Annotated in this window: 22 protein-coding genes; 5 read left to right on the plus strand and 17 right to left on the minus strand. The window is 53.4% G+C overall.

Annotated features, from left to right (window positions below; translation table 11 throughout):
- From dnaE to rpsB, 16 genes are all read right to left on the minus strand, one after another.
- The gene (gene dnaE, locus JK231_RS17125) at positions 1-3,483 is read right to left on the minus strand and encodes a DNA polymerase III subunit alpha (RefSeq protein WP_097118391.1); all 3,483 of its coding nucleotides are present in this window, start codon (positions 3,481-3,483) and stop codon (positions 1-3) included.
- 31 nt (positions 3,484-3,514) lie between these two features.
- On the minus strand, positions 3,515-4,141 hold the full coding sequence (rnhB, locus tag JK231_RS17130) for a ribonuclease HII (protein WP_034829460.1): 627 nt from the start codon (positions 4,139-4,141) through the stop codon (positions 3,515-3,517).
- Positions 4,134-5,282: a lipid-A-disaccharide synthase gene (gene lpxB / locus JK231_RS17135; protein ID WP_211729113.1), complete on the minus strand. Its 1,149-nt coding sequence runs from the start codon at positions 5,280-5,282 to the stop codon at positions 4,134-4,136. The genes rnhB and lpxB overlap by 8 nt, the downstream gene beginning before the upstream one ends.
- 3 nt (positions 5,283-5,285) lie before the next feature.
- Positions 5,286-6,074 (minus strand): acyl-ACP--UDP-N-acetylglucosamine O-acyltransferase, encoded by a 789-nt coding sequence (gene lpxA, locus JK231_RS17140; protein ID WP_034829465.1) that lies wholly within the window; start codon positions 6,072-6,074, stop codon positions 5,286-5,288.
- 3 nt (positions 6,075-6,077) lie between these two features.
- Complete coding sequence (fabZ, locus tag JK231_RS17145) at positions 6,078-6,533, minus strand: 3-hydroxyacyl-ACP dehydratase FabZ (RefSeq protein ID WP_013507953.1); 456 nt, start codon at positions 6,531-6,533, stop codon at positions 6,078-6,080.
- Between the two features lie 196 nt (positions 6,534-6,729).
- The gene (gene lpxD / locus JK231_RS17150; protein ID WP_045813806.1) at positions 6,730-7,755 is read right to left on the minus strand and encodes a UDP-3-O-(3-hydroxymyristoyl)glucosamine N-acyltransferase; all 1,026 of its coding nucleotides are present in this window, start codon (positions 7,753-7,755) and stop codon (positions 6,730-6,732) included.
- A 3-nt stretch (positions 7,756-7,758) separates the two neighbouring features.
- Positions 7,759-8,259 (minus strand): OmpH family outer membrane protein, encoded by a 501-nt coding sequence (locus JK231_RS17155; RefSeq protein WP_034829472.1) that lies wholly within the window; start codon positions 8,257-8,259, stop codon positions 7,759-7,761.
- A 95-nt stretch (positions 8,260-8,354) separates the two neighbouring features.
- Positions 8,355-10,766: an outer membrane protein assembly factor BamA gene (gene bamA / locus JK231_RS17160; RefSeq protein ID WP_211729168.1), complete on the minus strand. Its 2,412-nt coding sequence runs from the start codon at positions 10,764-10,766 to the stop codon at positions 8,355-8,357.
- A 51-nt stretch (positions 10,767-10,817) separates the two neighbouring features.
- Entirely contained in the window at positions 10,818-12,167 is a 1,350-nt protein-coding gene (rseP, locus tag JK231_RS17165) for a sigma E protease regulator RseP (RefSeq protein WP_038648921.1), read from the minus strand.
- A 12-nt stretch (positions 12,168-12,179) separates the two neighbouring features.
- Positions 12,180-13,037: a phosphatidate cytidylyltransferase gene (cdsA, locus tag JK231_RS17170; protein WP_034829478.1), complete on the minus strand. Its 858-nt coding sequence runs from the start codon at positions 13,035-13,037 to the stop codon at positions 12,180-12,182.
- A gap of 18 nt (positions 13,038-13,055) precedes the next feature.
- The gene (ispU, locus tag JK231_RS17175; protein WP_034829480.1) at positions 13,056-13,808 is read right to left on the minus strand and encodes a (2E,6E)-farnesyl-diphosphate-specific ditrans,polycis-undecaprenyl-diphosphate synthase; all 753 of its coding nucleotides are present in this window, start codon (positions 13,806-13,808) and stop codon (positions 13,056-13,058) included.
- A 166-nt stretch (positions 13,809-13,974) separates the two neighbouring features.
- The gene (ispC, locus tag JK231_RS17180) at positions 13,975-15,177 is read right to left on the minus strand and encodes a 1-deoxy-D-xylulose-5-phosphate reductoisomerase (protein WP_176505770.1); all 1,203 of its coding nucleotides are present in this window, start codon (positions 15,175-15,177) and stop codon (positions 13,975-13,977) included.
- Between the two features lie 115 nt (positions 15,178-15,292).
- Positions 15,293-15,850, minus strand: coding sequence for a ribosome recycling factor (gene frr, locus JK231_RS17185; RefSeq protein WP_034829486.1), 558 nt, complete (start codon positions 15,848-15,850; stop codon positions 15,293-15,295).
- Positions 15,851-15,993: 143 nt separating this feature from the next.
- Entirely contained in the window at positions 15,994-16,719 is a 726-nt protein-coding gene (pyrH, locus tag JK231_RS17190) for a UMP kinase (protein ID WP_034829488.1), read from the minus strand.
- 154 nt (positions 16,720-16,873) lie between these two features.
- Entirely contained in the window at positions 16,874-17,725 is an 852-nt protein-coding gene (tsf, locus tag JK231_RS17195) for a translation elongation factor Ts (protein WP_034829489.1), read from the minus strand.
- 181 nt (positions 17,726-17,906) lie between these two features.
- Positions 17,907-18,626 (minus strand): 30S ribosomal protein S2, encoded by a 720-nt coding sequence (gene rpsB, locus JK231_RS17200; protein WP_034829491.1) that lies wholly within the window; start codon positions 18,624-18,626, stop codon positions 17,907-17,909.
- A 320-nt stretch (positions 18,627-18,946) separates the two neighbouring features.
- On the opposite strand from rpsB, the gene map reads away from it, so the two are divergent.
- The 5 genes from map to JK231_RS17225 all read left to right on the plus strand — a co-directional run bounded on the left by map (position 18,947) and on the right by JK231_RS17225 (position 24,898).
- The gene (gene map / locus JK231_RS17205) at positions 18,947-19,741 is read left to right on the plus strand and encodes a type I methionyl aminopeptidase (RefSeq protein ID WP_034829494.1); all 795 of its coding nucleotides are present in this window, start codon (positions 18,947-18,949) and stop codon (positions 19,739-19,741) included.
- A 67-nt stretch (positions 19,742-19,808) separates the two neighbouring features.
- A complete protein-coding gene (gene glnD / locus JK231_RS17210) occupies positions 19,809-22,463 on the plus strand; it encodes a bifunctional uridylyltransferase/uridylyl-removing protein GlnD (protein ID WP_211729114.1) in 2,655 nt (884 codons plus the stop codon).
- A 76-nt stretch (positions 22,464-22,539) separates the two neighbouring features.
- The gene (gene dapD / locus JK231_RS17215; RefSeq protein ID WP_038648942.1) at positions 22,540-23,364 is read left to right on the plus strand and encodes a 2,3,4,5-tetrahydropyridine-2,6-dicarboxylate N-succinyltransferase; all 825 of its coding nucleotides are present in this window, start codon (positions 22,540-22,542) and stop codon (positions 23,362-23,364) included.
- Between the two features lie 294 nt (positions 23,365-23,658).
- Positions 23,659-24,051: a DUF3461 family protein gene (locus JK231_RS17220; protein WP_034829501.1), complete on the plus strand. Its 393-nt coding sequence runs from the start codon at positions 23,659-23,661 to the stop codon at positions 24,049-24,051.
- A gap of 142 nt (positions 24,052-24,193) precedes the next feature.
- Entirely contained in the window at positions 24,194-24,898 is a 705-nt protein-coding gene (locus JK231_RS17225; RefSeq protein WP_211729115.1) for a FadR/GntR family transcriptional regulator, read from the plus strand.
- Positions 24,899-24,906: 8 nt separating this feature from the next.
- Here the strand turns inward: JK231_RS17225 and JK231_RS17230 are convergent, their stop codons facing one another.
- Complete coding sequence (locus tag JK231_RS17230) at positions 24,907-26,178, minus strand: alginate lyase family protein (protein ID WP_211729116.1); 1,272 nt, start codon at positions 26,176-26,178, stop codon at positions 24,907-24,909.
- Positions 26,179-26,194 lie beyond the last annotated feature (16 nt).

Raw genomic sequence — 26,194 nt, forward strand, 5'->3', positions numbered from 1 at the left:
TTAGTCAAACTCCAGTTCCACCTGCTCCGATCCTACTAACGACCGCAAATCGTTGAGTAAACGATCGCTGGGCGAAATACGCCACGCTGCACCAAAGCGCAGCTTCGCCCGCGCATCTGCTCTCTGATAATAGAGATGCACCGGAATGGTCCCGGAGCGATGAGGCTCCAGAGACTGGCGGAGACGGTTTAAAAGCTGGTCATCAATTTGCCTGTCCGTCAGCGAGATAGCAAGTCCGCGCGCGTATTTTTCCCGCGCTTCGTCGATGTCCATCACTTCTCGAGCGGTCATTTTAAGGCCACCGCTAAAGTCATCAAAGCTGACCTGTCCACTGACGATCAGGATACGGTCTTTCTCCAGCAACTGCTGGTATTTATCTAACGCATCGGTAAATAACATCACTTCCAGACGACCAGAGCGATCGTCGAGAGTACAAATACCAATTCGGTTGCCGCGTTTCGTGACCATCACGCGAGCGGCAATCACCAGCCCCGCCGCGATGGTTACTTTACCACGATCCGTCGGATGCATGTCCTTCAGGCGCATACCGCCAACGTAGCGATCAATTTCTTTAAGATACTGATTAATTGGGTGGCCGGTGAGATACAAACCCAGCGTCTCACGCTCACCGTCCAGTTGAATCTGTTCCGGCCATGGCGTGATGTTGGTGTATGACTTCTCCACCTGTTCAGGCTCTTCGGCCAGCACGCCAAACATATCTGCTTGTCCGGTCGCTTCCGCTTTTGCGTGCTGATCCGCAGCTTTCAATGCATCGCTGAGCGCGCTCATCAAGGCTGCACGATGCGGACCGAGGCGATCAAAAGCTCCCGACATGATCAGTTTTTCCATCACACGACGGTTAATCTTTTTCGTGTCGGTGCGAGCGCAGAGATCAAACAGCTCTTTGAAGTAGCCGCCTTCGTTACGTGCTTCGATGATGGCTTCAATCGGCCCTTCACCCACGCCTTTAATGGCGCCGATACCATAGACGATTTCGCCTTCATCATTCACATGGAACGGATACAAGCCGGAGTTGATATCGGGCGGCAGCACTTTCAGGCCCATGCGCCAGCACTCATCCACCAGGCCAACGACCTTCTCGGTGTTGTCCATATCGGCGGTCATTACTGCTGCCATAAATTCTGCCGGGTAGTGCGCTTTCAGCCACAGCGTCTGGTAAGACACTAAAGCATAGGCTGCAGAGTGCGACTTGTTAAAGCCATAACCCGCAAACTTCTCTACCAGATCGAAGATCTTCATCGAGAGTTCACCGTCAACACCCATTCTTTCTGCACCGTCCTGGAACACCGAACGTTGTTTGGCCATCTCTTCGGGTTTCTTTTTACCCATTGCACGGCGCAGCATATCCGCGCCACCCAGGGTATAACCCGACAGCACCTGAGCGATCTGCATCACCTGTTCCTGATACAGGATGATGCCGTAGGTGGGTTCCAGTACCGGCTTCAGGGTTTCGTGCTGCCACTGAATATCCGGGTACGAAATTTCTTCACGGCCGTGCTTACGGTCAATGAAGTTATCAACCATGCCCGATTGCAGCGGTCCCGGGCGGAACAGTGCCACCAGTGCAATCATATCTTCAAAGCAGTCCGGCTTCAGACGCTTGATCAGATCTTTCATGCCGCGTGATTCAAGCTGGAAAACCGCTGTGGTTTCCGAGCGTTGCAGCATATCGAAGCTTTTCTTGTCATCCAGCGGGATGGCGGCGATATCAATCGGCTCCAACCCTTCTTTGGCGCGGCGCGGGTTAATCATCTTCAGCGCCCAGTCAATGATGGTCAGCGTGCGCAAGCCGAGGAAGTCAAACTTCACCAGGCCGGCGTATTCCACATCATTTTTATCAAACTGGGTTACCGGGAATTGGCCATTCTCATCACAGTAAAGCGGCGCAAAATCAGTGATTTTGGTCGGTGCGATAACCACCCCACCGGCGTGTTTACCGGCGTTACGTGTGACACCTTCCAGCTTGCGCGCCATATCGATTAGCGCTTTGACCTCTTCATCTGCCTCGTAGATTTCCGGCAGCTGCGGTTCCGCTTCAAAGGCTTTTTCCAGCGTCATGCCGGGATCCGGCGGGATCAATTTGGAGATGCGATCCACAAAGCCATACGGATGCCCCAGCACACGTCCTACGTCGCGGATAACCGCTTTCGCCGCCATGGTACCGAAGGTGATGATTTGCGAAACCGCTTCGCGCCCATACATCTCGGCAACGTGATCGATCACCTGATCGCGCTTTTCCATGCAGAAATCGACGTCGAAGTCGGGCATGGAGACACGTTCCGGGTTAAGGAAACGTTCGAACAGCAGGTCAAATTCCAGCGGGTCGAGGTCAGTGATTTTCAGCGCATACGCGACCAGAGAACCAGCACCCGAGCCACGGCCCGGCCCAACCGGGATACCGTTATCCTTCGACCACTGGATAAACTCCATCACGATCAGGAAGTAGCCAGGGAAGCCCATCTGATTGATAACGTTGAGTTCAATCTCAAGACGTTCATCATATTCTGGCCGCTTCTCTGCACGCACCTTGTCATCCGGGAACAGGAATTCCAGACGCTCTTCCAGCCCTTCACGAGACTTCATGACGAGGAAATCTTCAGTCGTCATTTCCCCGGTGGGGAATTGCGGCAGGAAGTATTCACCCAGGCGTACCGTGACGTTACAACGCTTAGCAATCTCTACGCTGTTTTCCAGCGCTTCCGGGATGTCCGAGAACAGCTCGCACATCTCCTCTTCGCTGCGCATATATTGCTGAGGACTGTAATGACGTGGGCGTTTTGGATCGTCCAGCGTGAAGCCATCATGAATCGCCACGCGAATTTCATGGGCGTCAAAATCTTCTTCGTTGAGGAAACAGACTTCGTTGGTGGCCACCACCGGCACACCTTCGGCAATCGCTAACTCAACGGCGGCATGCAGATAAGCCTCTTCATCGGCGCGTCCGGTACGTGTCAGCTCGAGGTAATAACGATTGGGGAAATGTTCCTGATAGAAACTGAGGCACTGCGACACAAGCGCACTGTTGCCGCGCAGTAGACTGCGGCCAACATCGCCCTTGCGTCCACCGGAGAGCAGAATGATGCCTTCACCCAGTTCGACCAGCCAGTCACGGTCAATAATCGGTCCGGCAATGCCATATCCACGCTGATAGGCACGCGAAATTAACAACGTAAGGTTCTGATAACCGGTGTTGTTGGCGGCAAGGACCGTGAGTTGTGTCAGCTCATCGCCCATCAACTCGCTGGCGACGTGGAAATCCGCACCAATAATCGGTTTGATGCCTGCATCGTGCGCACTGCCGTAAAAACGCACCAACCCGCAAAGGTTGATGTAATCGGTAATCGCAATCGCCGGCATACCCAGCGCAGCCGCCTTCTTGACCAATGGCTTAGTTTTCGCCAGGCCATCGACCATCGAATAGTCGCTGTGTACGCGCAGATGTATAAAACGAGGTTCAGCCATATCAGTTTCCGATTAAAACAGCGTCAGGCTATTAAAGCGCAGTCGGCTGACGCGCGGCCAGCACATCAGCATCAATCAGGGCATTTCGCACCGGGGCAAAGCTGCGGCGATGATGTGGCGTGGCACCAAACTGCGTCAATTTTTCCATATGCAACGCAGTTGGGTAGCCTTTGTGCTGGGCAAATCCATATTCCGGGAACAACAGATCCAGCTCGGCCATTTCACGATCGCGCGTGACTTTAGCGATGATCGAGGCTGCACTGATCTCTTGTACCAGGCTATCGCCCTTCACCACCGCCTGCGATGGCATGGGCAATGCCGGACAACGGTTGCCATCGATCAACACAAAATCAGGCGTAACAGGCAGACCCGCTACCGCACGCTGCATCGCCAGCATAGTGGCGTGCAGAATGTTGAGTTGGTCGATCTCTTCAGGCTCCGCCCGGCCGAGGCTCCAGGCTAGCGCTTTCTCTTTGATCTCGTCATACAGCGCCAGCCGACGCTTTTCGGAAAGCTTCTTTGAGTCGGCCAGCCCTTTAATCGGATTCGCGGGGTCGAGGATGACTGCTGCGGTGACAACGGCGCCTACCAGCGGACCTCGCCCCACTTCATCCACGCCAGCAATGCGCTGTGCGTTTGGGTAGATAAACTCAGTCATTGGCAATCTCCAGTACGGCGTCCGCGGCTTGCTCATCAGCATTCCAGCGAATCTGTTGATGCAACTCGTTGAAGGTGTTCAGCAGGTCATCGCGCTCTGGTCCGGCATGCAACAGAGGTTCCAGCGCAGCCGCCAGTGCCTCTGGCTGGCACTCTTCCTGCAACAGCTCTTTGACCAACTCCCGACCCGCCAGCAGATTGGGCAGTGAAACGTAAGGCGTTTTCACCAAACGCTTCGCCAGCCAGAAGGTAAAGGGTTTCATGCGGTAACCGACCACCATCGGACACTTCGCCAGCATGCACTCCAGCGCAGCAGTGCCGGATGCGAGAATCGCCGCATCGCTGGCGATCATCGCCTGACGGCCTTTGCCATCCAGCAAATGCATCGGTAGCTCGGGCGCCACTTCAGCTTTAATCTGTTCAAACTGTTCGCGGCGTTTGGCATTGACCAGCGGCACCACGATTTCCAGCGCGGGATAACGCTGACGCAATAACTGCGCCGCACGCAAGAAATCCGCACTCAGCATTTCCACTTCTGCACCACGGCTACCCGGCAGCAAGCCCAGACAGATCGCATCCTCCGCGATGCCTAACTCACGTCGCGCCGCAGATTTGTCTGGCTGCAGCGGCATGGCATCTGCCATGGTGTGGCCGATAAAGCGGCAAGGTACGTTGAATCGATCGTAAAACGCTTTTTCAAACGGCAGAAACGCCAATACCAGGTTGGTGTTGCGGCCAATTTTGAACACGCGTTTTTGTCGCCACGCCCAGACGGAAGGACTGACGTAATGAATGGTGCGAATTCCTGCGCGCTTCAGGGTGCCTTCCAATGTGATATTGAAATCTGGCGCATCAATGCCGACGAAGACATCAGGCTTGAGTTCGGTGAAGCGCTGCGTTAAATCCTTGCGAATTTTCAGCAAGCGGCGCAAGCGGCCGAGCACTTCAACAATGCCCATCACCGCCAGCTCTTCCATCTCATACCAGACTTCACAGCCTTCGGCCTGCATCAGCGGACCGGCAACGCCGACAAAGCGGGCATCAGGATGACGCGCTTTGAGCGCACGGATAAGACCTGCACCAAGAATATCGCCGGAGGTTTCTCCGGCGACCAGGGCAATCGTTAAGGGACGCACTGACATGGATTAACGAATCAATCCACGCGTCGAACGGGCAAAGAAGTCATAGAAAGGCTGCACTTCGCTGTGTTGTTTTGCCAGCTCTTCAATCTCTGGTTTCACTTCATCCAGCGTTTTACCACTGCGATACAGCAATTTGTAAGCATTGCGAATCGCGTGCAGTGCTTCTTTGCTAAAGCCACGGCGTTTGAGGCCTTCGATGTTGATACCGAACGGGGTCGCGTGGTTACCCTGCGCAATAACGTACGGTGGGACATCCTGCGCGACGCCTGAACAACCGCCAACCATCACGTGTGCACCAATGGTGCACCACTGGTGGACTGCCGTCATCCCGCCGATAATCGCGAAATCATCCACGGTGACATGGCCACCCAGCGTGGCGTTGTTGGCAAAGATGCAACGGTTACCAATGACGCAATCATGCGCGATATGCGCATTGACCATCAGCAGGTTATCACTGCCGACTTTAGTGAGGTTGCCACCCTGCGTAGTGCCACGGTGAATAGTCACACTCTCGCGGATGCGGTTGCGATCGCCGATTTCAACACGGGTCGGTTCACCGGCATATTTCAGGTCCTGGTTCACTTCACCAATCGAAGCAAACTGATAGATCTGATTGTCTTTGCCGATACGCGTGTGGCCGTTCACCACCACGTGCGATTTGAGCACCGTACCTTCACCAATTTCCACGTTAGCGCCGACAAAGCAGAACGGGCCGATGTGAACATTGGCGCCGATGACGGCACCTTCTTCAATAACGGAACTGGGATGAATATTGGCGGTTGAATCAATCACTAATTATGCCTCCCGGCTACGGGCACACATCATGGTCGCTTCACAGACAATCTTGCCGTCTACAGTTGCCACGCCTTTGAAGCGCGTCAGACCACGACGAGTTTTCTCGAAGGTCACTTCCATGATCATCTGATCGCCCGGTACCACTGGACGTTTGAAGCGGGCTTCGTCGATACCGGCGAAGTAGTACAGCTCGCCGGGTTCCAGTTTTCCAACGCTTTTGAACGCCAGAATACCGGTTGCCTGCGCCATTGCTTCCAGAATCAGAACGCCTGGGAAAATCGGCTTACCAGGGAAGTGTCCCTGGAAAAACGGTTCATTAACAGAAACGTTCTTCACCGCACGCAGATATTTATGCTCTTCAAATTCCAGCACGCGGTCAACCAGCAAGAACGGATAGCGGTGCGGCAGCAGTTCTAAAATCTCTTCGATTTTCAGAGTATGCGTTTCAGTTGTCAAAATACTCTTCCTGTCCTAAAAAATCTGATGGCAATAATAACACGGCCTGCACAGATCAAAATGATCCTCCGCAGGCCGCAAATCAGTTCGGTGGCGTAACGCTTTCCTGAGAGACCTCCTCACACGCATTCGGGGTAAGCCGAAGTCGCAAGAAGGCACGCTGCTTTATTATGAAAGCGGGTCGCGAGCGATGCGTTTAGTCGTCTTTGCCGACCTTACGTTCGATGGCTTTTAAGCGTTTGCTTATTTCATCGATATTCATCACCAGCGCTGCCGTTTTACGCCAGGTTTTGTTGGGTTGCAGTGGGATACCCGATGAGTATACCCCAGGCTCTGTGATCGGGCGCATTACCATGCCCATGCCCGTTACGGTCACTTTGTCACAGATTTCCATATGGCCGTTAATGACGCTGGCGCCGCCAATCATACAATAACGTCCAATCTTCAGACTACCCGCCATGATCACACCACCCGCAACGGCCGTGTTATCTCCAATCACAACGTTGTGCGCAATCTGACACTGGTTGTCTATGATAACACCATTGCCGATCAGAGTGTTATCCAGTGCACCGCGATCGATGGTGGTACAAGCACCAATTTCAACGCGATCACCAATTACCACGGTTCCCAGCTGTGGAATTTTCACCCAATTGCCACGGTCGTTAGCATACCCGAAACCATCGGCACCGATCACGGTACCCGACTGAATCAGACAATCCTGACCAATCTCGATCTCATGGTAAATCGTCACGTTAGCCCACAAACGTGAGCCGCGACCGATACGCGTCTGCTTACCGACAAAACATCCTGCGCCAATCACGACGTCGTCGCCCAGCTCAACGCCAGACTCGATCACCGCATTCGCGCCCACCGAAACGTTCTTACCCAGCGTCGCTGTCGGATCGATCACCGCACTGGGCGCGATATTCTGCGCGGGCTGCGGCGTTGTGTCCAGCAGTTGTGCCATGCGAGCGTACGTTAAGTAAGGATTTTTCACCACCAGGGCAGCGGTTTTACACCACTCCAGATCCGCTTCCGTCAGCACCACGGCTGAAGCCTGGATATGAGCGAGCTGCTCGCGGTAGCGGCTGTTTGCAAGAAAAGTGATTTGACCAGTGGTGGCGGATTGCATAGAAGCAATGCCGGAGATGGCGATATCGCCATCTCCGTGCAATTCTGCATCCAACTGCTGGGCTAAATCAGCCAGTCGAATTGATGACATCGATTATTTAACCTGTTTTACAACGTCAGCAGTGATGTCTTTAGCATCAGCAGAAGAGTACAGAACGGCCTGAGAATCCAGCACCAGATCGTAACCATCGCTTTTCGCTACAGACTGAACAGCGGTCTGGATTTTAGCCAGCAGCTTGTTACGCTCCTGCATCTGACGAGTCTGGTTGTCTTTGTCGAAAGCCTGCGCTTTCTGTTCAAAAGCAGCACGCTCAGAAGCAATCTGCTTCTCTTTCTTGGTACGGTCGCTGGCCTTCATGGTTGACGCATTGCGCTGCAGATCCTGGATTTCACCCTGGATTTTCTGCTGCTGCGCCTGGAGGTCAGAAGCACGGCTTGAGAACTCGCCCTCAAGCTGTTTAGCAACAGCGGCACGCTGCGGAGACTGCTGGAATACCTGGCTCAGGTTCACAACGGCGATTTTATCGGCCGCCTGGGCACCCGCAGAAGCAGCTAAAGCAACACCCAGAGCAGCAGCACAGAACAACTTTTTCACTATAAACTCCTTACCTCAACGTGTGTGTTTGCAGCGTGTCACGACAGAGCGCGACACGGATGCAAGACGGTATTTTCACTTCCTTGTTCAGAGCCTTACCAGGTTTTACCAATGTTAAACTGGAACTGCTCTGACTTGTCTCCCTCGACTTTCTTCATCGGCTGAGCATATGAGAATACCAGCGGACCTAATGGCGACATCCATTGCAGGGCGACACCCGCAGAGACACGAATGTTATTCGGATCGCTGTAGTCCGGAATGCCCGCCGCACGCGTTTCTGCAGTGTTCTGCCATTTGGTATCCCAGACGGTACCGGCATCCATAAACACCGAAGTACGGACTGAGTTAGCGTATTTCTCGCTCAGGAATGGCGTTGGCGTGATCAGCTCAAGGCTGGCAATCGCCATAGCGTTACCACCCACCGCGTCATCTGACTTACAGATACCGTTAGCATCGGTCAGATTACAGGTGGACGAGTGATCGTTCAGATAAGCCGCTTTCGGACCAATGGTATTGGACTGGAAGCCACGAACCGTACTTGAACCACCGCCGTAGAAGTTCTCATAGAACGGCATCTCTTTTCCACCGAGCCCGTCACCATATCCGACACGGCCACGTCCCAGCACCACCCAGGTGCCATCACGGTTCAGTGGCACGTACTGCTGGCTATCCAACGTCGCTTTGTAGAAGGCGTTGTCGGAACCCGGAATGGTCACTTTGCCGTTCAGGTTGGTACGGTTACCCTTGGTTGGGAAGAATCCACGGTCCAGCGTGTTATACGTCCAACCGTAGTTGAAGGTGAAGTCATCTGCAGAGAAATCACCATCATCATTCAGACCCTGATGGCGTCCAACCGAGTCCAGATAACGCCACATCGCAACCTGCGGCTGCATGTTGGACAGGTCGTTATGCACATAACCCAGGCCGACACGCAATGTGTTGTTTTCATTAACCGGGAAGCCCAAAGTGCCATCCACACCATAACTTCTGTTGGTGTAGTCAGACAGGTCAGCATCGTCCGCTTTAAAGTCGTTATAGAATACGCGGCCACCCAGGCTCACACCGTCGACCGTGAAATACGGATCGGTCAGTGAGAATTCAGCATAGGTCTGGTAATCGTTTTTAGTACCGCTGATGCCAACGGTATTACCGGTGCCGAGCCAGTTTTCCTGTGTCACACCTACCTGGAAGCTGACGCCACTTTCAGTACCGTAACCCACACCAAAGTTGAAGGTACCGGTGTTACGTTCTTTAACCTTATAAACTACATCCACCTGGTCCGGAGAACCTGGCACACGCTGCGTGTCCACATCGACGGTTTCAAAGTAACCGGTACGGTTCAGACGCTCTTTACCCTGGTCAACCAGGTCGCTGCCCAACCATGCGCCTTCCATCTGACGCATCTCACGGCGCAGCACGGAATCTTTCGACGTATCGTTACCTTCGAAGCGCACTTTGCGCACGTAATAACGGTTACCGGCATCCACATTGATATGCAGTTTAACGGTTTTGTCTGCATCGTTAATTTCCGGCTGTGTCACCACACGCGGATAGGCATAGCCATAACGACCCAGCAGTTTTTTGATGTCGTCTTCCATCTGGGTAACTTTGGTGCCGTTATACAGCTCACCCGATGGAATACGTGTCATTTTTTCGATTTCAGCAGAATGGCCAGCCATGCTGCCGTTCACGATCACGCCGGCAATCTTATACTGATCGCCTTCGTTGATGTTCACAGTGATGTAGATGCCTTTTTTATCTGGCGTCAGGCTCACCTGAGTGGAATCGATGTTGAAGCGCGCATAACCGCGATCCAGATAGAAGCTACGCAGGGTCTCAAGATCCCCGGCCAGCTTTTGTTTCTGGTATTTACGATCGCCAACCACGTTCCACCATGGCACTTCATCACGCAGTGAGAAGCGCGAGATCAATTCGTCAGAGCTAAAGGCTTTGTTGCCAACGATGTTGATCTGCTGAATCTGAGCAGACACGCCTTCCTGGAAGACGAATTTCAGATCCACGCGGTTACGGGGCAGCGGTGTCGCAATCGCTTTCACGCTGGCGGTGTATTTACCGACGCTGTAGTAGAAGTCTTCCAGGCCCTTCTCAATCGAAGAAAGCGTGGTGCGGTCGAGTGCTTCACCGACGCGCACACCAGAAGCTTCAAGGTTCTGCTTCAGCTGATCTTCTTTCACCGCTTTGTTGCCGGAGAAAGTGATGCTGGCAATGGTCGGACGCTCTTTCACCTGAACAATCAGGGTTGTTCCATCACGCAGAACCTGAACATCTTCAAAGTTGCCGGTGGCGAACAGAGAGCGAATGGTGTTTCTGACGTCATCGTCAGAAATGGTATCACCGACACGTACGGGCATGCTGAGCAGAGCCGCGCCGACGGCGACTCGCTGGAGACCTTCGAAATGAATGTCCTTCACTACGAAATCGTCTGCACCGTAAACGGTGGCGCTGCTAAACAGCAGCGACGCTATGAGCAACTTTTTCATCGCCATCGTTGTTATGCGTTTTCCTAACACATCCCGCGCCTGTCCGCAGTCCAGCTATTACAGACGTGAGAAATCATTGAAAAGTGCAAGCCCCATTAATAACACCAGCAGAATTGAGCCAATGCGATAACTGAAGTCCTGAACTCGCTCGGACACCGGTCCACCTTTGATCTTTTCGATCGCCAGAAAGAGCAGATGTCCACCATCTAATACCGGCAGAGGGAACAGGTTGATGATCCCCAGATTGACGCTGATCAGCGCCAGGAACATCAGATAATAAATCACCCCGTATTCCGCTGATAACCCTGCACCTTGCGCAATCGAAATTGGCCCGCTCAGATTATTCAGCTTCACATCCCCGGTAATCAACTTGCCCAGCATTGAGACCGTTAACTTCATCAGTTGCCAGGTTTTGACACTGGCTTCACCGATAGCGGCAAAGGGCCCATACTGCCTAACCGTTTTATACTCATCCGGCAGCGGAATGACGCGCGGAATCACTCCCGCAAAGCCTTCCGCTTCATTGCCCGGTTTCGCTTCTGGCGTTAACGTCAACGCCACGAGTTCGCCGTTACGTTCCACATCCAGCGCCATGTTTTTGCGCGGATTATCGCGCACCTGCGCCGCAAAAGCCTGCCATTGTGTTAACGGCTGACCATCGACTTTAACGATCCTGTCGCCTGCTTGCAAACCGGCAGCGCTGGCCGGCGAATTTGCCTGCACTTCAGCTAAGGTCGTTTCGATTTGTGGCCCACGAGGACGAATCCCTAATGCCACAACCGGGTCCTGTTTATCCGGTTCGAACTGCCATTCGCGCAAATCGACCTGCTTCTGCTGCGTGGCATCTTCACCGAATTGCGAGACGGTAAGCGTGGTACTGCTGTCGCCGATTTTTCCGATCAGCGCCATGCGCACTGCATCCCAATCAGGCGTTTCGATACCATCTACCGCTTTAAGTTCCATACCGGAGGTAATTTGCGCTTCAGCCGCGACGGAACCGTTCAGAATTTCGCCAACAACCGGACGCACACCGGGTACGCCGTGGATAAAGACGACCCAATAAGCGAAGACGGCAAAGATAAAGTTAGCAATGGGGCCGGCCGCGATGATCGAAGCACGCTGCAGCACAGTTTTATTGTTGAAGGCCTGATGGCGGAGTTCAGCGGGAACGCTCTCTACGCGTTCGTCGAGCATTTTGACGTAGCCGCCGAGCGGGATCAGGGCAATGACGTATTCCGTGCCCTGACGGTCGCTACGACGCCACAACGCTTTGCCAAAGCCAATCGAGAAACGTTCGACTTTAACACCGCAGCGGCGGGCGACCCAAAAGTGGCCGAATTCGTGCACGGTGATCAGTACGCCAAGTGCCACGATAAAGGCGACAAAACTCCAGAGTATGCTCAACATTGTCGCTAATCCTCAGAGGGTGCGGAACACCAGCAGCAGCAGGCAGGCAAAAACCGGCACCGCAGCGGTCAGGCTGTCGATACGATCGAGGATACCACCGTGACCCGGAATCAAGTTACCGCTGTCTTTGATGCCCGCTTCACGTTTGAACATGCTCTCGGTCAGATCCCCCAGAACCGAAGCCAGCGTAGCAATAACGGCACAGATAATCAGCGTACCCGGCGCCACAGAAAGCGGAGCCAGCAGCGCAAACAGCCAGGCGATAATCGCGGATGACAGCAGGCCGCCAAAGAAGCCTTCCCAGGTTTTACCCGGTGACACTTTTGGCGCCAGCTTATGTTTACCAAACAAACGGCCAAACATGTAAGCGCCAGAATCTGCGCCCCAGACCAGCAGCATCACAAACAGCAACCACCATGCTCCCGCAAAGTGATCGGTATCGTAATGATACTGGCGCAGCGCCATCATGCCCCAGAAGAAGGGAATCACGGTCAGGATGCCGAATAACACGCGGAGTGGGCGCGAAGTGCGCCACAACGCCGCAGAGGCAGGATAAAACAGCACGAGAAACAGGGCGACAATCCACCATCCCAGCGCGGCCCAAAGTGAGCCCTCCATCTGGAACTGGTGCAGATTGCGTTGATAGGGTTGCAGGGTGAACAGCATCACTGAGAGCAATAAACCGCATAACACGGCGAGCCAGATACGCTGCTGACGTGTCTTCATACCCGCCAGCTGCCCCCATTCCCAGGCGGCAAGCATACAGATGATGATAGTGGTAATCGCAAATCCGGACAGCGGTAACCAAAACAGAGCAGCGATCACCAGCGGAATCAGAATAAACGCGGTGATCAGACGAGACTTCAGCAAAGGTTACCCCCAGATTGCTCAGGCGCCGCCTGGTGCCGCGCCGCCAAAGCGTCGCTCCCGCGAAGAGAATGCATTCAGTGCACCTTCAAAAACGTGTTCATCAAAATCAGGCCAAAGAACATCGGTAAACCAAAACTCAGCATAGGCAATCTGCCACAGCAGGAAGTTGCTAATCCGATGCTCTCCCCCGGTCCTTATCACTAAATCCACCGGCGCCAGCTCCTGCATACACAGATAGGGAGCCAGACTTTCTTCGGTTATCTGGTCAGGACGTAATAAACCTTCCTGAACCTGTTCAGCCAGTTTTCTGGCACCCTGGATAATATCCCAACGGCCGCCATAGTTGGCAGCAATGTTGAGGGTGAGTCCATTATTTTGCTGAGTCAGTTCCTCGGCGCGACGAATGCGTTCCTGAATACGATTATTGAAACGACTGATATCGCCAATCACGCGCAGACGCACGTTATGCTTGTGCAGGCTTTTGACTTCGCTGTCGAGCGCCCAGACAAACAATTCCATTAAGGCCGTCACTTCCTGTACCGGTCGGCTCCAGTTTTCACTGCTGAACGCATAGAGCGTGAGCGCTTCCAGTTTATGGCTGACCGCAAAGCTGACGGCCCGGCGTACTGATTTTACCCCGGCTTTGTGGCCTGAAATACGCAGTTTGCCCTGATTTTTTGCCCAGCGACCATTACCATCCATAATGATGGCCACGTGACGTGGCGTGCAGTACGACTCGTCATCGATTGTGTTGTGATTGTTGGACGACATAACGCGTAATAATTCCTTTCATCAGAAATGCTGTGGTTTCTGAATACATTGCGCCTGCGGCAAACCCCGGCATCGCTACCAGATGACATCGAAACAATGTCGGGCCGAAAAACGCGAGCGAGCGACTATACCATTTTCACCCTGAGCGAACAAATAGCGGGAAGTATCAACCTGCTAAACGAAAGCGTGGTAGCAATTCTGTGGCACAGATACGCGCTAACCGATCGATCTCCATCACATCCTCAATGCTGCCCGGCTCCTGGCATATCAGGGACGCCAGCACTTCGCTGTTGATGGCGGCGATGTCGGTAAAGCGAATCTGATGCTGCAGAAATGCCGCAACGGCCACTTCGTTTGCCGCATTCAGCGTGGTGGTGGCGGCCTGCCCTGTTGAGCAAGCATCGATTGCCAGCTTCAGGCAGGGATAGCGCTCATAGTCCGGCTCAGCAAACGTCAGTGACTTCATTCGCGTGAAATCGAGTGGCGTTACGCCGGCCGAAATACGTGCTGGCCATGCCATGCTGTGCGCGATAGGGGTTCGCATATCAGGCGACCCTAGCTGCGCCAGCACACTGCCATCGCAGTAACGCACCATGGAGTGAATCACCGACTGCGGATGCAGGATGACTTCCATCTGTGCGTCAGTGGCATTAAATAGCCAGCGGGCTTCAATGTATTCAAGACCTTTATTCATCATGGTGGCCGAATCAACGGAGATTTTACGCCCCATTGACCAGTTCGGATGTGCGCACGCTTGATCTGGCGACATAGCGGCCAAATCCGCTAATGGCGTGTCACGAAAAGGACCACCCGATCCCGTAAGGAGAATAGAATCAATGCCATTCTCTCGCAGATCAGCGTACCCCAACTGATGCTGTATGGAAGCGGGTAAACTCTGAAAAATGGCGTTGTGCTCGCTGTCGACCGGCAACAGCTGTGCCTTGTGATGACGCACAGCCTCCATAAACAGGCGGCCGCACGTGACAAGTGACTCTTTATTCGCGAGTAAAACGGTTTTGCCAGCACGAATTGCGGCAAGTGTGGGTTGCAGCCCAGAGGCGCCAACAATAGCCGCCATCACCTGATCCACTTCATCGAGTGCCGCCAGCTCGCAAGCCGCCTGAACGCCGGAGAGCACTTCGGTAGGAAGATTCAATGCTCTCAGTCGCTCACGCAGCGCTTGTGCGGAGGCTTCATCAGACATCGCCGCATAGCGTGGGGTAAATTGCTGACACTGTTCAGCCATCAGCGCTACGTTTTGACCCGCCACCAACGCGGTGACCTGGTACAAGTCTGGATTGGCTGCGATGACTGCCAGTGTGCTGGTACCAATCGAGCCGGTGGAACCCAGCAGAGTTAATCGCTTCATCATGCTATCCCTGTGACGTCGTGGATCGTGCCTGCAACAGCGCCAGGCACAATGTAAAACGCCGCCAGAGTCGCACAACGTCTCTGAACGGCGTTTTTAAAGGCAGTAGATGGAATTAGAAATCCATCAGTTCCTTTTCTTTTTCGGCCAATGCGACATCAACATTTTTGATATAGCCATCGGTCATTTTCTGGATCTCATCCTGCGAGCGACGTTCGTCGTCTTCGCTGATCTCTTTGTCTTTCAGCAGCGCTTTGATCTTGTCGTTAGCATCGCGGCGCACGTTACGAACAGAAACACGCCCCTGCTCCGCTTCACCACGCACGACCTTGATCAGATCTTTACGACGCTCTTCGGTCAGCGCTGGCAGTGGCACACGAATATCGGTACCTGCTGAGCTTGGGTTCAGACCCAGGTCAGATGCCATAATCGCTTTTTCAACGGCCGGGCTCAGTGAGCGGTCAAACACGTTGATTTTCAGCGTACGAGAATCTTCTACCGTGACGCTAGCCAGCTGACGCAATGGCGTAGGTGTACCGTAGTAAGGCACCATAATGCCGTCGAGCAGTGAAGGCGAAGCACGACCGGTGCGCACTTTGCTGATTTGGTTTTTGAATGCTTCCACGCATTTTTCCATGCGCGTGTCGGCATCTTTTTTAATGTCGTTAATCACGTTAAAACCCTTGGATTCGGTTTGACCTGGCCATCTCCGGGCAGCCCGGAAGTGGTATCGATAAACATCGATCATCCTGAAAGCTGCGCGATGCCACTGCATCGCGCCAACAGAATATACCTTATTTTATCTTGCGTCGGGTATTAATGCGTAATCAGAGTGCCTTCTTTTTCACCCATCACTACGCGACGCAGTGCGCCAGGCTTGTTCATGTTGAAGACGCGGATCGGCAGTTGATGGTCGCGAGCCAATGTAAAGGCCGCCAGATCCATCACTTTCAGCTCTTTATCCAGTACTTCGCCATAGGTCAGCTGTTCATACAGCGTCGCGTCCGGGTTTTTCACCGGATCATCTGAATAAACACCGTCAACTTTGGTGGCTTTCAATACCACATCGGCTTCGATTTCGATGCCACGCAGACAAGCGGCGGAGTCAGTGGTAAAGAACGGGTTGCCAGTACCGGCGGCGAAAATCACCACGCGGTTATTGCGCAGCAGGCTGATCGCTTCTGCCCAGCTGTAGTTATCACACACGCCATTCAGCGGAATCGCGGACATCAGACGCGCGTTAACATACGCACGGTGCAATGCGTCTCGCATTGCCAGACCGTTCATCACGGTTGCCAGCATACCCATGTGATCGCCGACCACACGGTTCATGCCTGCCTGTGCCAGGCCAGCGCCACGGAACAGGTTACCGCCACCAATAACCACACCCACCTGGATGCCCAGCTCAACCAGCTCTTTCACCTCTTGCGCCATACGGTCAAGCACGCTCGCGTCAATACCAAAACCTTCGGCACCTTGCAGTGCTTCGCCACTCAGTTTTAGCAGGATACGTTGATATACAGGTTTTGCGTTGGTCGCCATGGTCAATTCTTCCTGGAAGATATGATGAATGAGAAGTTAAATCTGATCGATCATCCGCTTAGCGAACGAAAAAAGCTATTGGGATGAGACTGAAAAGTGGTCCACGCAAAACGCAGACAAAAAAGAACCGCCTTCCGGCGGTTCTTTCGGAGCATTAAGACTGTTTGGACATTGCAGCAACTTCTGCTGCGAAGTCAGCTTCAACTTTCTCGATGCCTTCGCCCACTTCGAAGCGGATGAAGTTAATCACGTCTGCGCCTTTCTCTTTCAGAGCCTGGCCAACAGTTTTGCTTGGATCGATAACGAAAGCCTGACCGGTCAGAGAAACTTCGCCGGTGAATTTCTTCATGCGGCCTTCAACCATTTTCTCTGCGATTTCTTTAGGCTTGCCAGACTGCATGGCGATGTCCAGCTGAACCTGGTACTCTTTCTCAACCACATCAGCAGACACGTCTTCTGGCTTAACGAATTCTGGCTTGCTTGCCGCAACGTGCATCGCAACTTGCTTGCTCAGCTCTTCATCAGCACCGGTGGTAGAAACCACTACGCCGATACGTGCGCCGTGCTGGTAGCTGTTCAGCTGAGCACCTTCCAGGATAGCAACACGACGGATGTTGATGTTCTCACCGATTTTAGCAACCAGCGCTACGCGTTCTTCTTCGAACTGCGCTTTCAGAGCTTCAACATCAGTCACTTTACCAGCAACAGCTGCATCCAGCACTTTGTCAGCGAAAGCCTGGAATCCAGCATCTTTAGCAACGAAGTCAGTCTGGCAGTTAACTTCCAGAATCACTGCGAAACCATCAGCGATTTTGGTTTTGATCACGCCGTCAGCAGCAACGTTGCCTGCTTTCTTAGCGGCTTTGATCGCGCCAGATTTACGCATGTTCTCAATCGCCAGCTCGATGTCGCCGTTCGCTTCGGTCAGCGCTTTTTTGCAATCCATCATGCCTGCGCCAGTACGCTCACGCAGTTCTTTTACCAATGCAGCGGTAATTTCAGCCATTCCAGAATCCTCGATTCGTCTCTGTGTGCGTTAACACTGTCAGAAACTTGTTGCGGAAAATTTACTCTGCCCCGCTTACCCGAAAGAAGCGTGACAAACTTAGATAAATAAAAGGGGCCTGTGCGGCCCCCTTAACAGATAACATCTGATGTCTAAGGGCTCTTAGAAAGAGCGAACCTTATTAAGCTTCAGCAGCTTCTTCAGCCTGCTCAGCCAGATCCTGTGAACGGCCTTCGCGCACGGTGGTCGCAACAGCAGTCAGGTACAGGCTTACAGCACGGATCGCATCGTCGTTACCTGGGATAACGAAATCAACGCCATCTGGATCAGAGTTGGTATCAACGATAGCAAATACTGGGATACCCAGGTTGTTTGCTTCTTTGATTGCGATGTGTTCGTGGTCAGCGTCAACAACGAACAGTGCATCCGGCAGACCGCCCATATCTTTGATACCGCCCAGGCTGTTTTCCAGCTTGGCCAGTTCACGAGCACGCATCAGTGCTTCTTTTTTGGTCAGTTTGTCGAAAGTACCGTCCTGAGACTGAGTTTCCAGATCTTTCAGACGCTTGATTGACTGACGAACAGTTTTCCAGTTGGTCAGCATACCACCCAACCAGCGGTGGTTAACGAAGAACTGGTCGCAGCTCAGAGCTGACTCTTTTACCGCTTCGGCAGCAGCGCGCTTAGTACCAACGAAAAGGATTTTGCCTTTACGTGAAGAGATCTTCTGCAACTCAGCCAGAGCTTCGTTGAACATTGGTACAGTTTTCTCAAGGTTGATGATGTGAACCTTGTTACGAGCACCGAAGATGAATGGCTTCATTTTCGGGTTCCAGTAACGGGTCTGGTGACCAAAGTGAACACCAGCCTTGAGCATGTCGCGCATTGAAACAGTTGCCATGATTACCTCTAAAGTATGATTGGGGTTGGGCCTCCATGTATCCCATACAACCGACCTCTTTCAAGGCACCCCGGCGTATGTGTCGATACATGTGTGTTTTAGTACACATAATGAGTTTTATGCGTTTCCTGCCAGCCAACGAAACGAAGGTGACAGAGAATCGTCGGCGCGCTTTATACCATAACGCGCAGGAATACGCCAACAGTTGTTAGCAGCGTGAGCGAGGAGTCATCCCGATTTGGCAGCCTAATGACTGACTGCTAACATGACTGCCACAGAACTCATTATTGTCGAAAATGTCGGCAATTGCGGATTATTTAATGGCCATTTCAATCAAAACCCCTGAAGAAATCGAAAAAATGCGCGTGGCGGGCCGTCTGGCTGCTGAAGTGCTGGAAATGATCGCCCCGCACGTGGTGCCGGGTGTGACCACAGGTGAACTCGACCGCCTCTGCCACGATCACATCACGAATAAGCAGCAGGCTATCTCAGCCTGCCTTGGCTATCACGGCTTCCCGAAATCGGTGTGTATTTCGGTTAATGAAGTGGTGTGCCACGGCATCCCGAGCGATGACCGCGTTTTAAAAGATGGCGATGTGGTCAACGTTGACGTCACGGTGATCAAAGACGAGTATCACGGCGATACCTCGAAGATGTTCATCGTCGGCAAACCGACTATTCAAGGCGAGCGCTTGTGCCGTGTCACCCAGGAAAGCCTCTACATTGCACTGCGTCTGGTTAAACCGGGCATCCGCCTGCGCGAGCTGGGCCGTGCGATTCAGCAATATGTTGAAGCACAGGATTTCTCTGTGGTACGTGAATACTGCGGCCACGGTATCGGCAAAGGTTTCCACGAAGAACCACAAGTGTTGCACTATGATGCCGATGACGGCGGCGTGGTGTTGCAGGCGGGGATGACCTTTACCGTAGAGCCGATGGTCAATGCCGGTGATTATCGTATCCGCACCATGAAGGATGGCTGGACCGTAAAAACCAAAGATCGCAGCTTGTCCGCGCAGTATGAGCATACTATTGTGGTGACAGAAAACGGCTGTGAGATTCTTACGCTGCGTGAAGATGACACCATTGCTGCGGTGCTCGAAAACAACGCGTAACGTTCTTCAAGACAGTACCAGGCCGGCATAATGCCGGCCTTTTTTATGGCGCTTACGAGGCATGTCGATGAGTGGTAGCGTGACCGAAGCAGTACACAAAGGCCTGACTGATTCCCCCGCCAGCTGGCCCGATGAAGCCCTGACGCGTGACAAATTAAAACTCTATCTGGAGCAATTCCAGCAGCATCTCGGTATGGCCTTTGATGCCGGTACTGACGTTGAATCACTGATTGATGCCCGCACGCTATTTATCGATCGTCTGTTGCGCCGACTGTGGCGCTTCTACGGCTTCGATAAAATGAAAGAGATTGCGTTGGTTGCGGTGGGCGGCTATGGCCGTGGTGAACTGCATCCGCTCTCCGATATCGATGTCTTGATACTCAGCCGCCAGCCACTGGATGATGCGGCCGCGCAACGCACCAGCGAACTCCTGACGCTGATGTGGGATTTAAAACTCGAAGTTGGCCACAGTGTGCGCACGCTGGAAGAGTGTTTACTGGAGGGGTTGTCCGATCTTACCGTCGCGACCAACCTGATCGAATCCCGCATGCTGACAGGCGATGTCGCCCTGTTCCTTGAGTTGCAGAAGAACATTTTCAGCGATGGCTTCTGGCCGTCCTCTCGCTTTTTCGCGGCCAAGATTGAAGAGCAGCAGGAACGTCATCAGCGCTATCACGGTACCAGCTACAATCTCGAACCCGATATTAAAAGCAGCCCGGGCGGCCTGCGCGACATCCACACCTTACAGTGGGTGGCGCGCCGCCATTTCGGTGCCACCACCATGGATGAAATGGTCGGTTTTGGCTTTATCACGGAGGCCGAGCGTAATGAAATTAATGAATGCCAGGAGTTCCTCTGGCGAATTCGCTTCGCGCTGCACTTAACGCTCACACGCTACGACAATCGATTGTTGTTTGATCGCCAGCTCACTGTGGCACAGCGGCTCAACTATCTCGGCGAAGGCAATGAGCCGGTTGAGCGCATGATGAAAGATTTTTACCGGGTGACGCGCCGCATTGGTGAGCTCAATCAGATGCTGCTGCAGCTGTTTGATGAAGCGATCCTCGCGCTCTCCACCACCGAGAAACCGCGCAGCGTTGATGATGATTTCCAACTGCGCGGCAATTTGATTGATCTGCGTGACCCCACGTTGTTCGAACGTGAACCGCAGGCCATTCTGCGCATGTTTTATGTGATGGTACGTAATGAGAACATCACCGGCATTTACTCCACCACGCTACGTCATTTACGCCATGCGCGTCGTCATCTGAAGCAGCCGCTGTGCCAGATTGCCGAAGCGCGTGACACCTTTATGGCGATTCTGCGCCATCCGGGCGCGGTAAAGCGGGCGCTGGTGCCGATGCATCGCCACAGTGTCCTTTGGGCGTATACGCCGCTGTGGGGCAATATTGTCGGCCAGATGCAGTTTGACCTGTTCCATGCTTACACGGTGGATGAGCACACCATTCGCGTCCTGCAAAAGCTGGAAAGTTTCGCCAACGAAGCCACGCGTCCGATGCACCCATTGTGTGTAGAACTCTGGCCGCGTTTGCCACAGATCGAACTGCTGCTGATGGCTGCCTTGTTGCACGATATTGCCAAAGGGCGCGGCGGTGACCACTCGATTCTGGGGGCGCAGGACGCGCTTGATTTTGCCGAATTGCACGGGCTCAACTCGCGGGAAACGCAGTTGGTGGCCTGGCTGGTGCGCCATCATCTGTTGATGTCGGTCACCGCCCAGCGCCGTGATATTCAGGACCCGACGGTGATTCAGCAATTCGCTGAAGTCATGCAGAATGAAAACCGCCTGCGTTATCTGGTGTGTCTCACCGTGGCCGACATCTGCGCCACCAACGAAAGTCTGTGGAACAGCTGGAAGCAAAGCCTGCTGCGTGAATTGTTCTTCGCGACCGAAAAACAGCTGCGTCGCGGTATGGAAAACAGCCCGGACTTGCGCGAACGCGTGCGTCATCATCGCTTACAGGCTCTCGCGCTGTTGCGGATGGAAAACCTTAACGAAGAGCGCCTGCACCATATCTGGAGTCGCTGCCGTGCTGACTATTTCCTGCGTCACACGCCGAATCAGCTGGCATGGCACGCACGTCACCTGATCGACCACGACCTCACCAAACCTCTGGTGCTGGTCAGCCCGCAGGCCACTCGCGGCGGGACCGAAATCTTTATCTGGAGCCCGGACCGCCCTCACCTGTTTGCCGCAGTAGCCGGTGAACTCGACCGCAGAAACCTGAGTGTGCACGATGCTCAGATCTTTACCAGCCGCGACGGCATGGCGATGGATACCTTTATTGTGCTGGAACCGGATGGCAGTCCGCTGGCCGCCGATCGTCATCCGATGATTATGCAGGCACTGGAGCAAGCGATTACCCAAACCGAATGGGTGCCGCCGCGAACACGTCGCCAGTCTGCTCGCCTCAAGCACTTCAGTGTCGATACCGAAGTGAATTTCCTGCCGACGCACACCGATCGTCGTAGCTATCTGGAACTGGTCGCGCTGGATCAACCAGGCTTGCTGGCGCGTGTAGGGGAAGTGTTTGCCGACCTCGGCGTTTCTCTGCACGGCGCGCGCATCAGTACGATTGGCGAACGAGTTGAGGATCTTTTCATCCTGGCGGACAGCGAACGGCGCGCACTTGATGTCGAAATGCGCAATGTGCTGCAACAACGGTTGACAGAGGCCCTCAATCCAAACGATAAAGTGTGACCGCAATCGATTTATCGACTTAATTCTCTGTGTCAGCGCGACGCTGGCACCCGTATGACAGACTCAGGAAATTATTATGCAACAGTTACAGAGCGTTATTGAATCTGCCTTTGAGCGCCGCGCCGATATCACGCCAGCCAGCGTGGACAGCGTGACCCGTGAAGCCATCGAACAGGTTATTGGCCTGCTGGATAGCGGCGAACTGCGCGTGTCTGAAAAGATCAACGGAGAGTGGGTAACGCATCAGTGGCTGAAGAAAGCAGTGCTGCTGTCGTTCCGCATCAATGACAACCAGGTGATGGAAGGCGCAGAAACCCGTTTCTACGACAAAGTCCCAATGAAGTTCGCGAACTGGGATGAAGCACGCTTCAAAAATGCGGGCTTCCGCGTTGTCCCACCTGCTGCCGTGCGTCAGGGCGCTTTCATTGCACGTAACACCGTGCTGATGCCTTCTTACGTCAACATCGGCGCTTACGTTGATGAAGGCACCATGGTTGACACCTGGGCCACCGTGGGTTCTTGTGCGCAGATCGGCAAAAACGTTCACCTGTCTGGCGGCGTCGGCATCGGCGGTGTTCTGGAGCCACTGCAGGCTAACCCAACCATCATCGAAGACAACTGCTTCATCGGCGCACGTTCTGAAATCGTTGAAGGCGTGATCGTGGAAGAAGGTTCAGTGATCTCCATGGGCGTTTACATCGGTCAGAGCACCAAAATCTACGATCGTGAAACTGGCGAAGTGCATTACGGCCGCGTACCAGCGGGCTCCGTGGTGGTATCGGGTAACCTGCCGTCTAAAGATGGTAGCTACAGCCTGTACTGTGCCGTAATCGTGAAGAAAGTGGACGCTAAAACGCTGGCGAAAACCGGCATCAACGAACTGCTGCGTACCATCGACTAAGTTAGAAATTAGTTCGGTTACTCTGCCAACGGGCCTGTATTCAGGCCCGTAATTTTTTCTTTACACTCTCACCCAAACTACCTGCTTCGCGCCGCGAATTAACTGGTGCGTTTATTTTTCAAACAGTTCATAATCCGCGCCAGTTAACTCCGGTCGCGCACTGTTCATCCCGGTTTTTGTGTCTACAGTTGATTAAGTATGCCGTAAGCGTTCCGGTTGCTGCGTATCTGCCGCATCCCGAATGATGATGATAGTCCTGCGCGCTCACCCACTCTTAGATGGAATATAAACGCTATGTACGACAACCTGAAAAGCTTAGGTATCAGCTCTCCTGAAGACATCGACCGTTACAGCCTGCGTCAGGAAGCCAGCAACGACATTCTGAAAATCTACTTCCGCAAAGACAAAGGTGAATTCTTCGCCAAAAGCGTGAAATTCAAATACCCGCGTCAGCGCAAAACTGTCGTCGCCGATCACACCAGCCAGGGCTATAAAGAAGTACAGGAAATCAGCCCGAACCTGCGTTACGTGATCGACGAACTGGACCAGATTTGCCAGCGCGATCAAGTCGAAGTCGATCTGAAACGCAAAATCCTTGCTGATCTGCGTCATCTGGAAAACGTGGTATCCAATAAGATCGCTGAAATTGAATCCGATCTGGATCAACTGACCCGCAACGGTCGTTAATTTCCTCCCCGCGTTCCCAGGGCCAGCTTATGCTGGCCTTTTTTTGCCTTAATTCAGTTTTATCTGGGCCTGTTTCACCTATCTGAATTCATAATCCCTGGCTAGTATCGGGTTATGTCTGACTTCAGGTATCACAAAAACCATGCAATTTGCAGCCATCACCTCAGGACAGCGCGGTCTGGATGTTCATATCGCCGGTGACCTCGCGCAAAAAATTCTCTCTGGAACGCTAAAGGCTGGTGATGTTCTGCCCAGCGAAGTCGAGCTATGTAGCCACTTTGGCGTCAGTAGAACTGCCGTGCGTGAAGCGCTCAAACTGTTATCTTCAAAGGGATTATTAGAATCGCGGCCTAAACTCGGCACGCACGTGCGCGACCGCACTTACTGGAATTTGCTTGATGTGCAACTGCTGGAATGGATGCAGGGCATTGAATCAACGGCGGAGATGTACCAACAGTTTCTGGCCTTCCGTGAGGCCATAGAACCGCAGGCCGCCCGACTGGCTGCGCTACACGCCACTCAGGCACAACGCACTGAACTCTCTGTGTTATTCCGCAAAATGATCGCCGTTTGCGCCGCAAGTTCATTCGATCTTGCTCGCTGGCTAGAGGTGGATAGCGCCTTTCATCGTCTGATCTTCCACTCCATTGACAACTGTTTCTACATCCCGTTGGGCAATTTGCTGGAAACCATCTTTAAGTGCTTCTTCACCTGGCCCTCCAGCGCGCAGGATATTTTTCTGGATGAACACCGCAAAATTTATGAAGCGATCATGATTGGCGATGCTGATGCTGCACACAGGGCGTCGATGGGATTAATGCTAAATAGCACGCAGCCTCGGATGTAATCTTCCCTTCACAGATGCGCGGGAGGCCGCGCAAGTAACCAAATATCACGCAGCGCTTCTCTTTCCGCACCTCGCGATTCTGCTGTGCTGATATCGGCTGTCGACTGCGTTTTGATTGCACGATGGATCCAACGCTGATAGCGGTCGCTGTTCAGGCTGCGGTCCGTGAGCGAGAGCAGTGGAATCAAGCGCAGACTGACACGATCGCGATTTTTCCATGGCCAGGTTTTGCTGTCATCACTAAACGGTGCCATATAATTCAGCGCACTCAACAATGAACCGCTCTGCTGTTGATAGTGCCAAAGATCGCCCGCGCCGCTTCGCTGTGCCAGTTGCGCGAGGCTGGTCAGAGCCTGCAAATTGAAATAGCTATAGTGGAACGAGCGTGTGCGTGCCAGTTCCATTGGCTGCGTTCCGTCCGTACGAATTTGCCCGGCGATTTTATCCTGAGCTAAAACCACCATCTGCTTAATCACCTGAGGTTGATGCAAATACCACGCGATGCCCGCCACCTGTGCGGCATACCAACTGCCATGGTTATTAGGTGCATCACGCTCGCCTTGTGCCAACTGACTGTGCAATAGCCAGCCGAGATAATCGCTAAACCATGCATGTATCGCAGCCTGATCCTGCGGGTGCCAGCCGGGCGAATCGTGCAGTAGCTGCAGTGCATCCACTATGCGCGTGGCAAAGTAACGCCCATCCAGCACACCGGTGTGTCGGCCCTCAGCCTTACCCGGCACACCCTGAGCATAATTAAGATTGGGATTCATGCGGGTGGTGGGATCGATGAACCAGCTGCGAATCATCGATTGGGCTTTGGCTGCATAACGGGTTTCGCCGGAGAAATACCAGGCAAGCGCCAATGCCTGCACGTCTGCGGTGAAACGAGCCAGACGCACACCATCGCTTTGGTCGTTTTTACTCGCCGGATTGACCGCACCATCACGGCGTTCCCATGGCAAGCCATTGGGCTTGTCGGGATTCGGCCACCAGTAGGCACTCAGGCTGAGATAATCATGGCGGGAACCGCTGGGAGGTAACATCCCTTTCTGCGTCACGCTGGGATTGGGCTGATTAAGCGCACGATCGGCAGCCTGCTTGAGTTGCTGCCACGCCTGCTCAGTCTGTGGCGCAGCCTGATGATTTTGCAGCGCAGTTCGCGTCTGTTGCATCTCTTCGCCAGATAAAAAGGCCAGCGAAACAGCTTTGGCATGACAGGTCGCGGTCATCAGCAAGCCGGCCAACAGCCAGATCAGGCGCACATTCAAACGGGGCATCTTCCTCTCCCGGCCC

Source organism: Pantoea sp. JGM49 (genome assembly GCF_018257655.1).
In the GTDB taxonomy this organism is placed as follows: Bacteria; Pseudomonadota; Gammaproteobacteria; order Enterobacterales; family Enterobacteriaceae; genus Pantoea; species Pantoea communis.

Bases quoted from the DNA above. Each gene is read 5' to 3' on its own strand.
- rpsB (WP_034829491.1), bottom strand. From the start codon at position 18,626: ATGGCAACTGTTTCAATGCGCGACATGCTCAAGGCTGGTGTTCACTTT.
- map (WP_034829494.1), top strand. From the start codon at position 18,947: ATGGCCATTTCAATCAAAACCCCTGAAGAAATCGAAAAAATGCGCGTG.
- rnhB (WP_034829460.1), bottom strand. From the start codon at position 4,141: ATGACTGAGTTTATCTACCCAAACGCACAGCGCATTGCTGGCGTGGAT.
- bamA (WP_211729168.1), bottom strand. From the start codon at position 10,766: ATGGCGATGAAAAAGTTGCTCATAGCGTCGCTGCTGTTTAGCAGCGCC.
- lpxB (WP_211729113.1), bottom strand. From the start codon at position 5,282: ATGTCAGTGCGTCCCTTAACGATTGCCCTGGTCGCCGGAGAAACCTCC.
- JK231_RS17220 (WP_034829501.1), top strand. From the start codon at position 23,659: ATGTACGACAACCTGAAAAGCTTAGGTATCAGCTCTCCTGAAGACATC.
- dapD (WP_038648942.1), top strand. From the start codon at position 22,540: ATGCAACAGTTACAGAGCGTTATTGAATCTGCCTTTGAGCGCCGCGCC.
- ispC (WP_176505770.1), bottom strand. From the start codon at position 15,177: ATGAAGCGATTAACTCTGCTGGGTTCCACCGGCTCGATTGGTACCAGC.
- JK231_RS17225 (WP_211729115.1), top strand. From the start codon at position 24,194: ATGCAATTTGCAGCCATCACCTCAGGACAGCGCGGTCTGGATGTTCAT.
- JK231_RS17230 (WP_211729116.1), bottom strand. From the start codon at position 26,178: ATGCCCCGTTTGAATGTGCGCCTGATCTGGCTGTTGGCCGGCTTGCTG.
- lpxD (WP_045813806.1), bottom strand. From the start codon at position 7,755: ATGTCATCAATTCGACTGGCTGATTTAGCCCAGCAGTTGGATGCAGAA.
- tsf (WP_034829489.1), bottom strand. From the start codon at position 17,725: ATGGCTGAAATTACCGCTGCATTGGTAAAAGAACTGCGTGAGCGTACT.
- pyrH (WP_034829488.1), bottom strand. From the start codon at position 16,719: ATGGCGACCAACGCAAAACCTGTATATCAACGTATCCTGCTAAAACTG.
- ispU (WP_034829480.1), bottom strand. From the start codon at position 13,808: ATGTCGTCCAACAATCACAACACAATCGATGACGAGTCGTACTGCACG.
- dnaE (WP_097118391.1), bottom strand. From the start codon at position 3,483: ATGGCTGAACCTCGTTTTATACATCTGCGCGTACACAGCGACTATTCG.
- rseP (WP_038648921.1), bottom strand. From the start codon at position 12,167: ATGTTGAGCATACTCTGGAGTTTTGTCGCCTTTATCGTGGCACTTGGC.
- glnD (WP_211729114.1), top strand. From the start codon at position 19,809: ATGAGTGGTAGCGTGACCGAAGCAGTACACAAAGGCCTGACTGATTCC.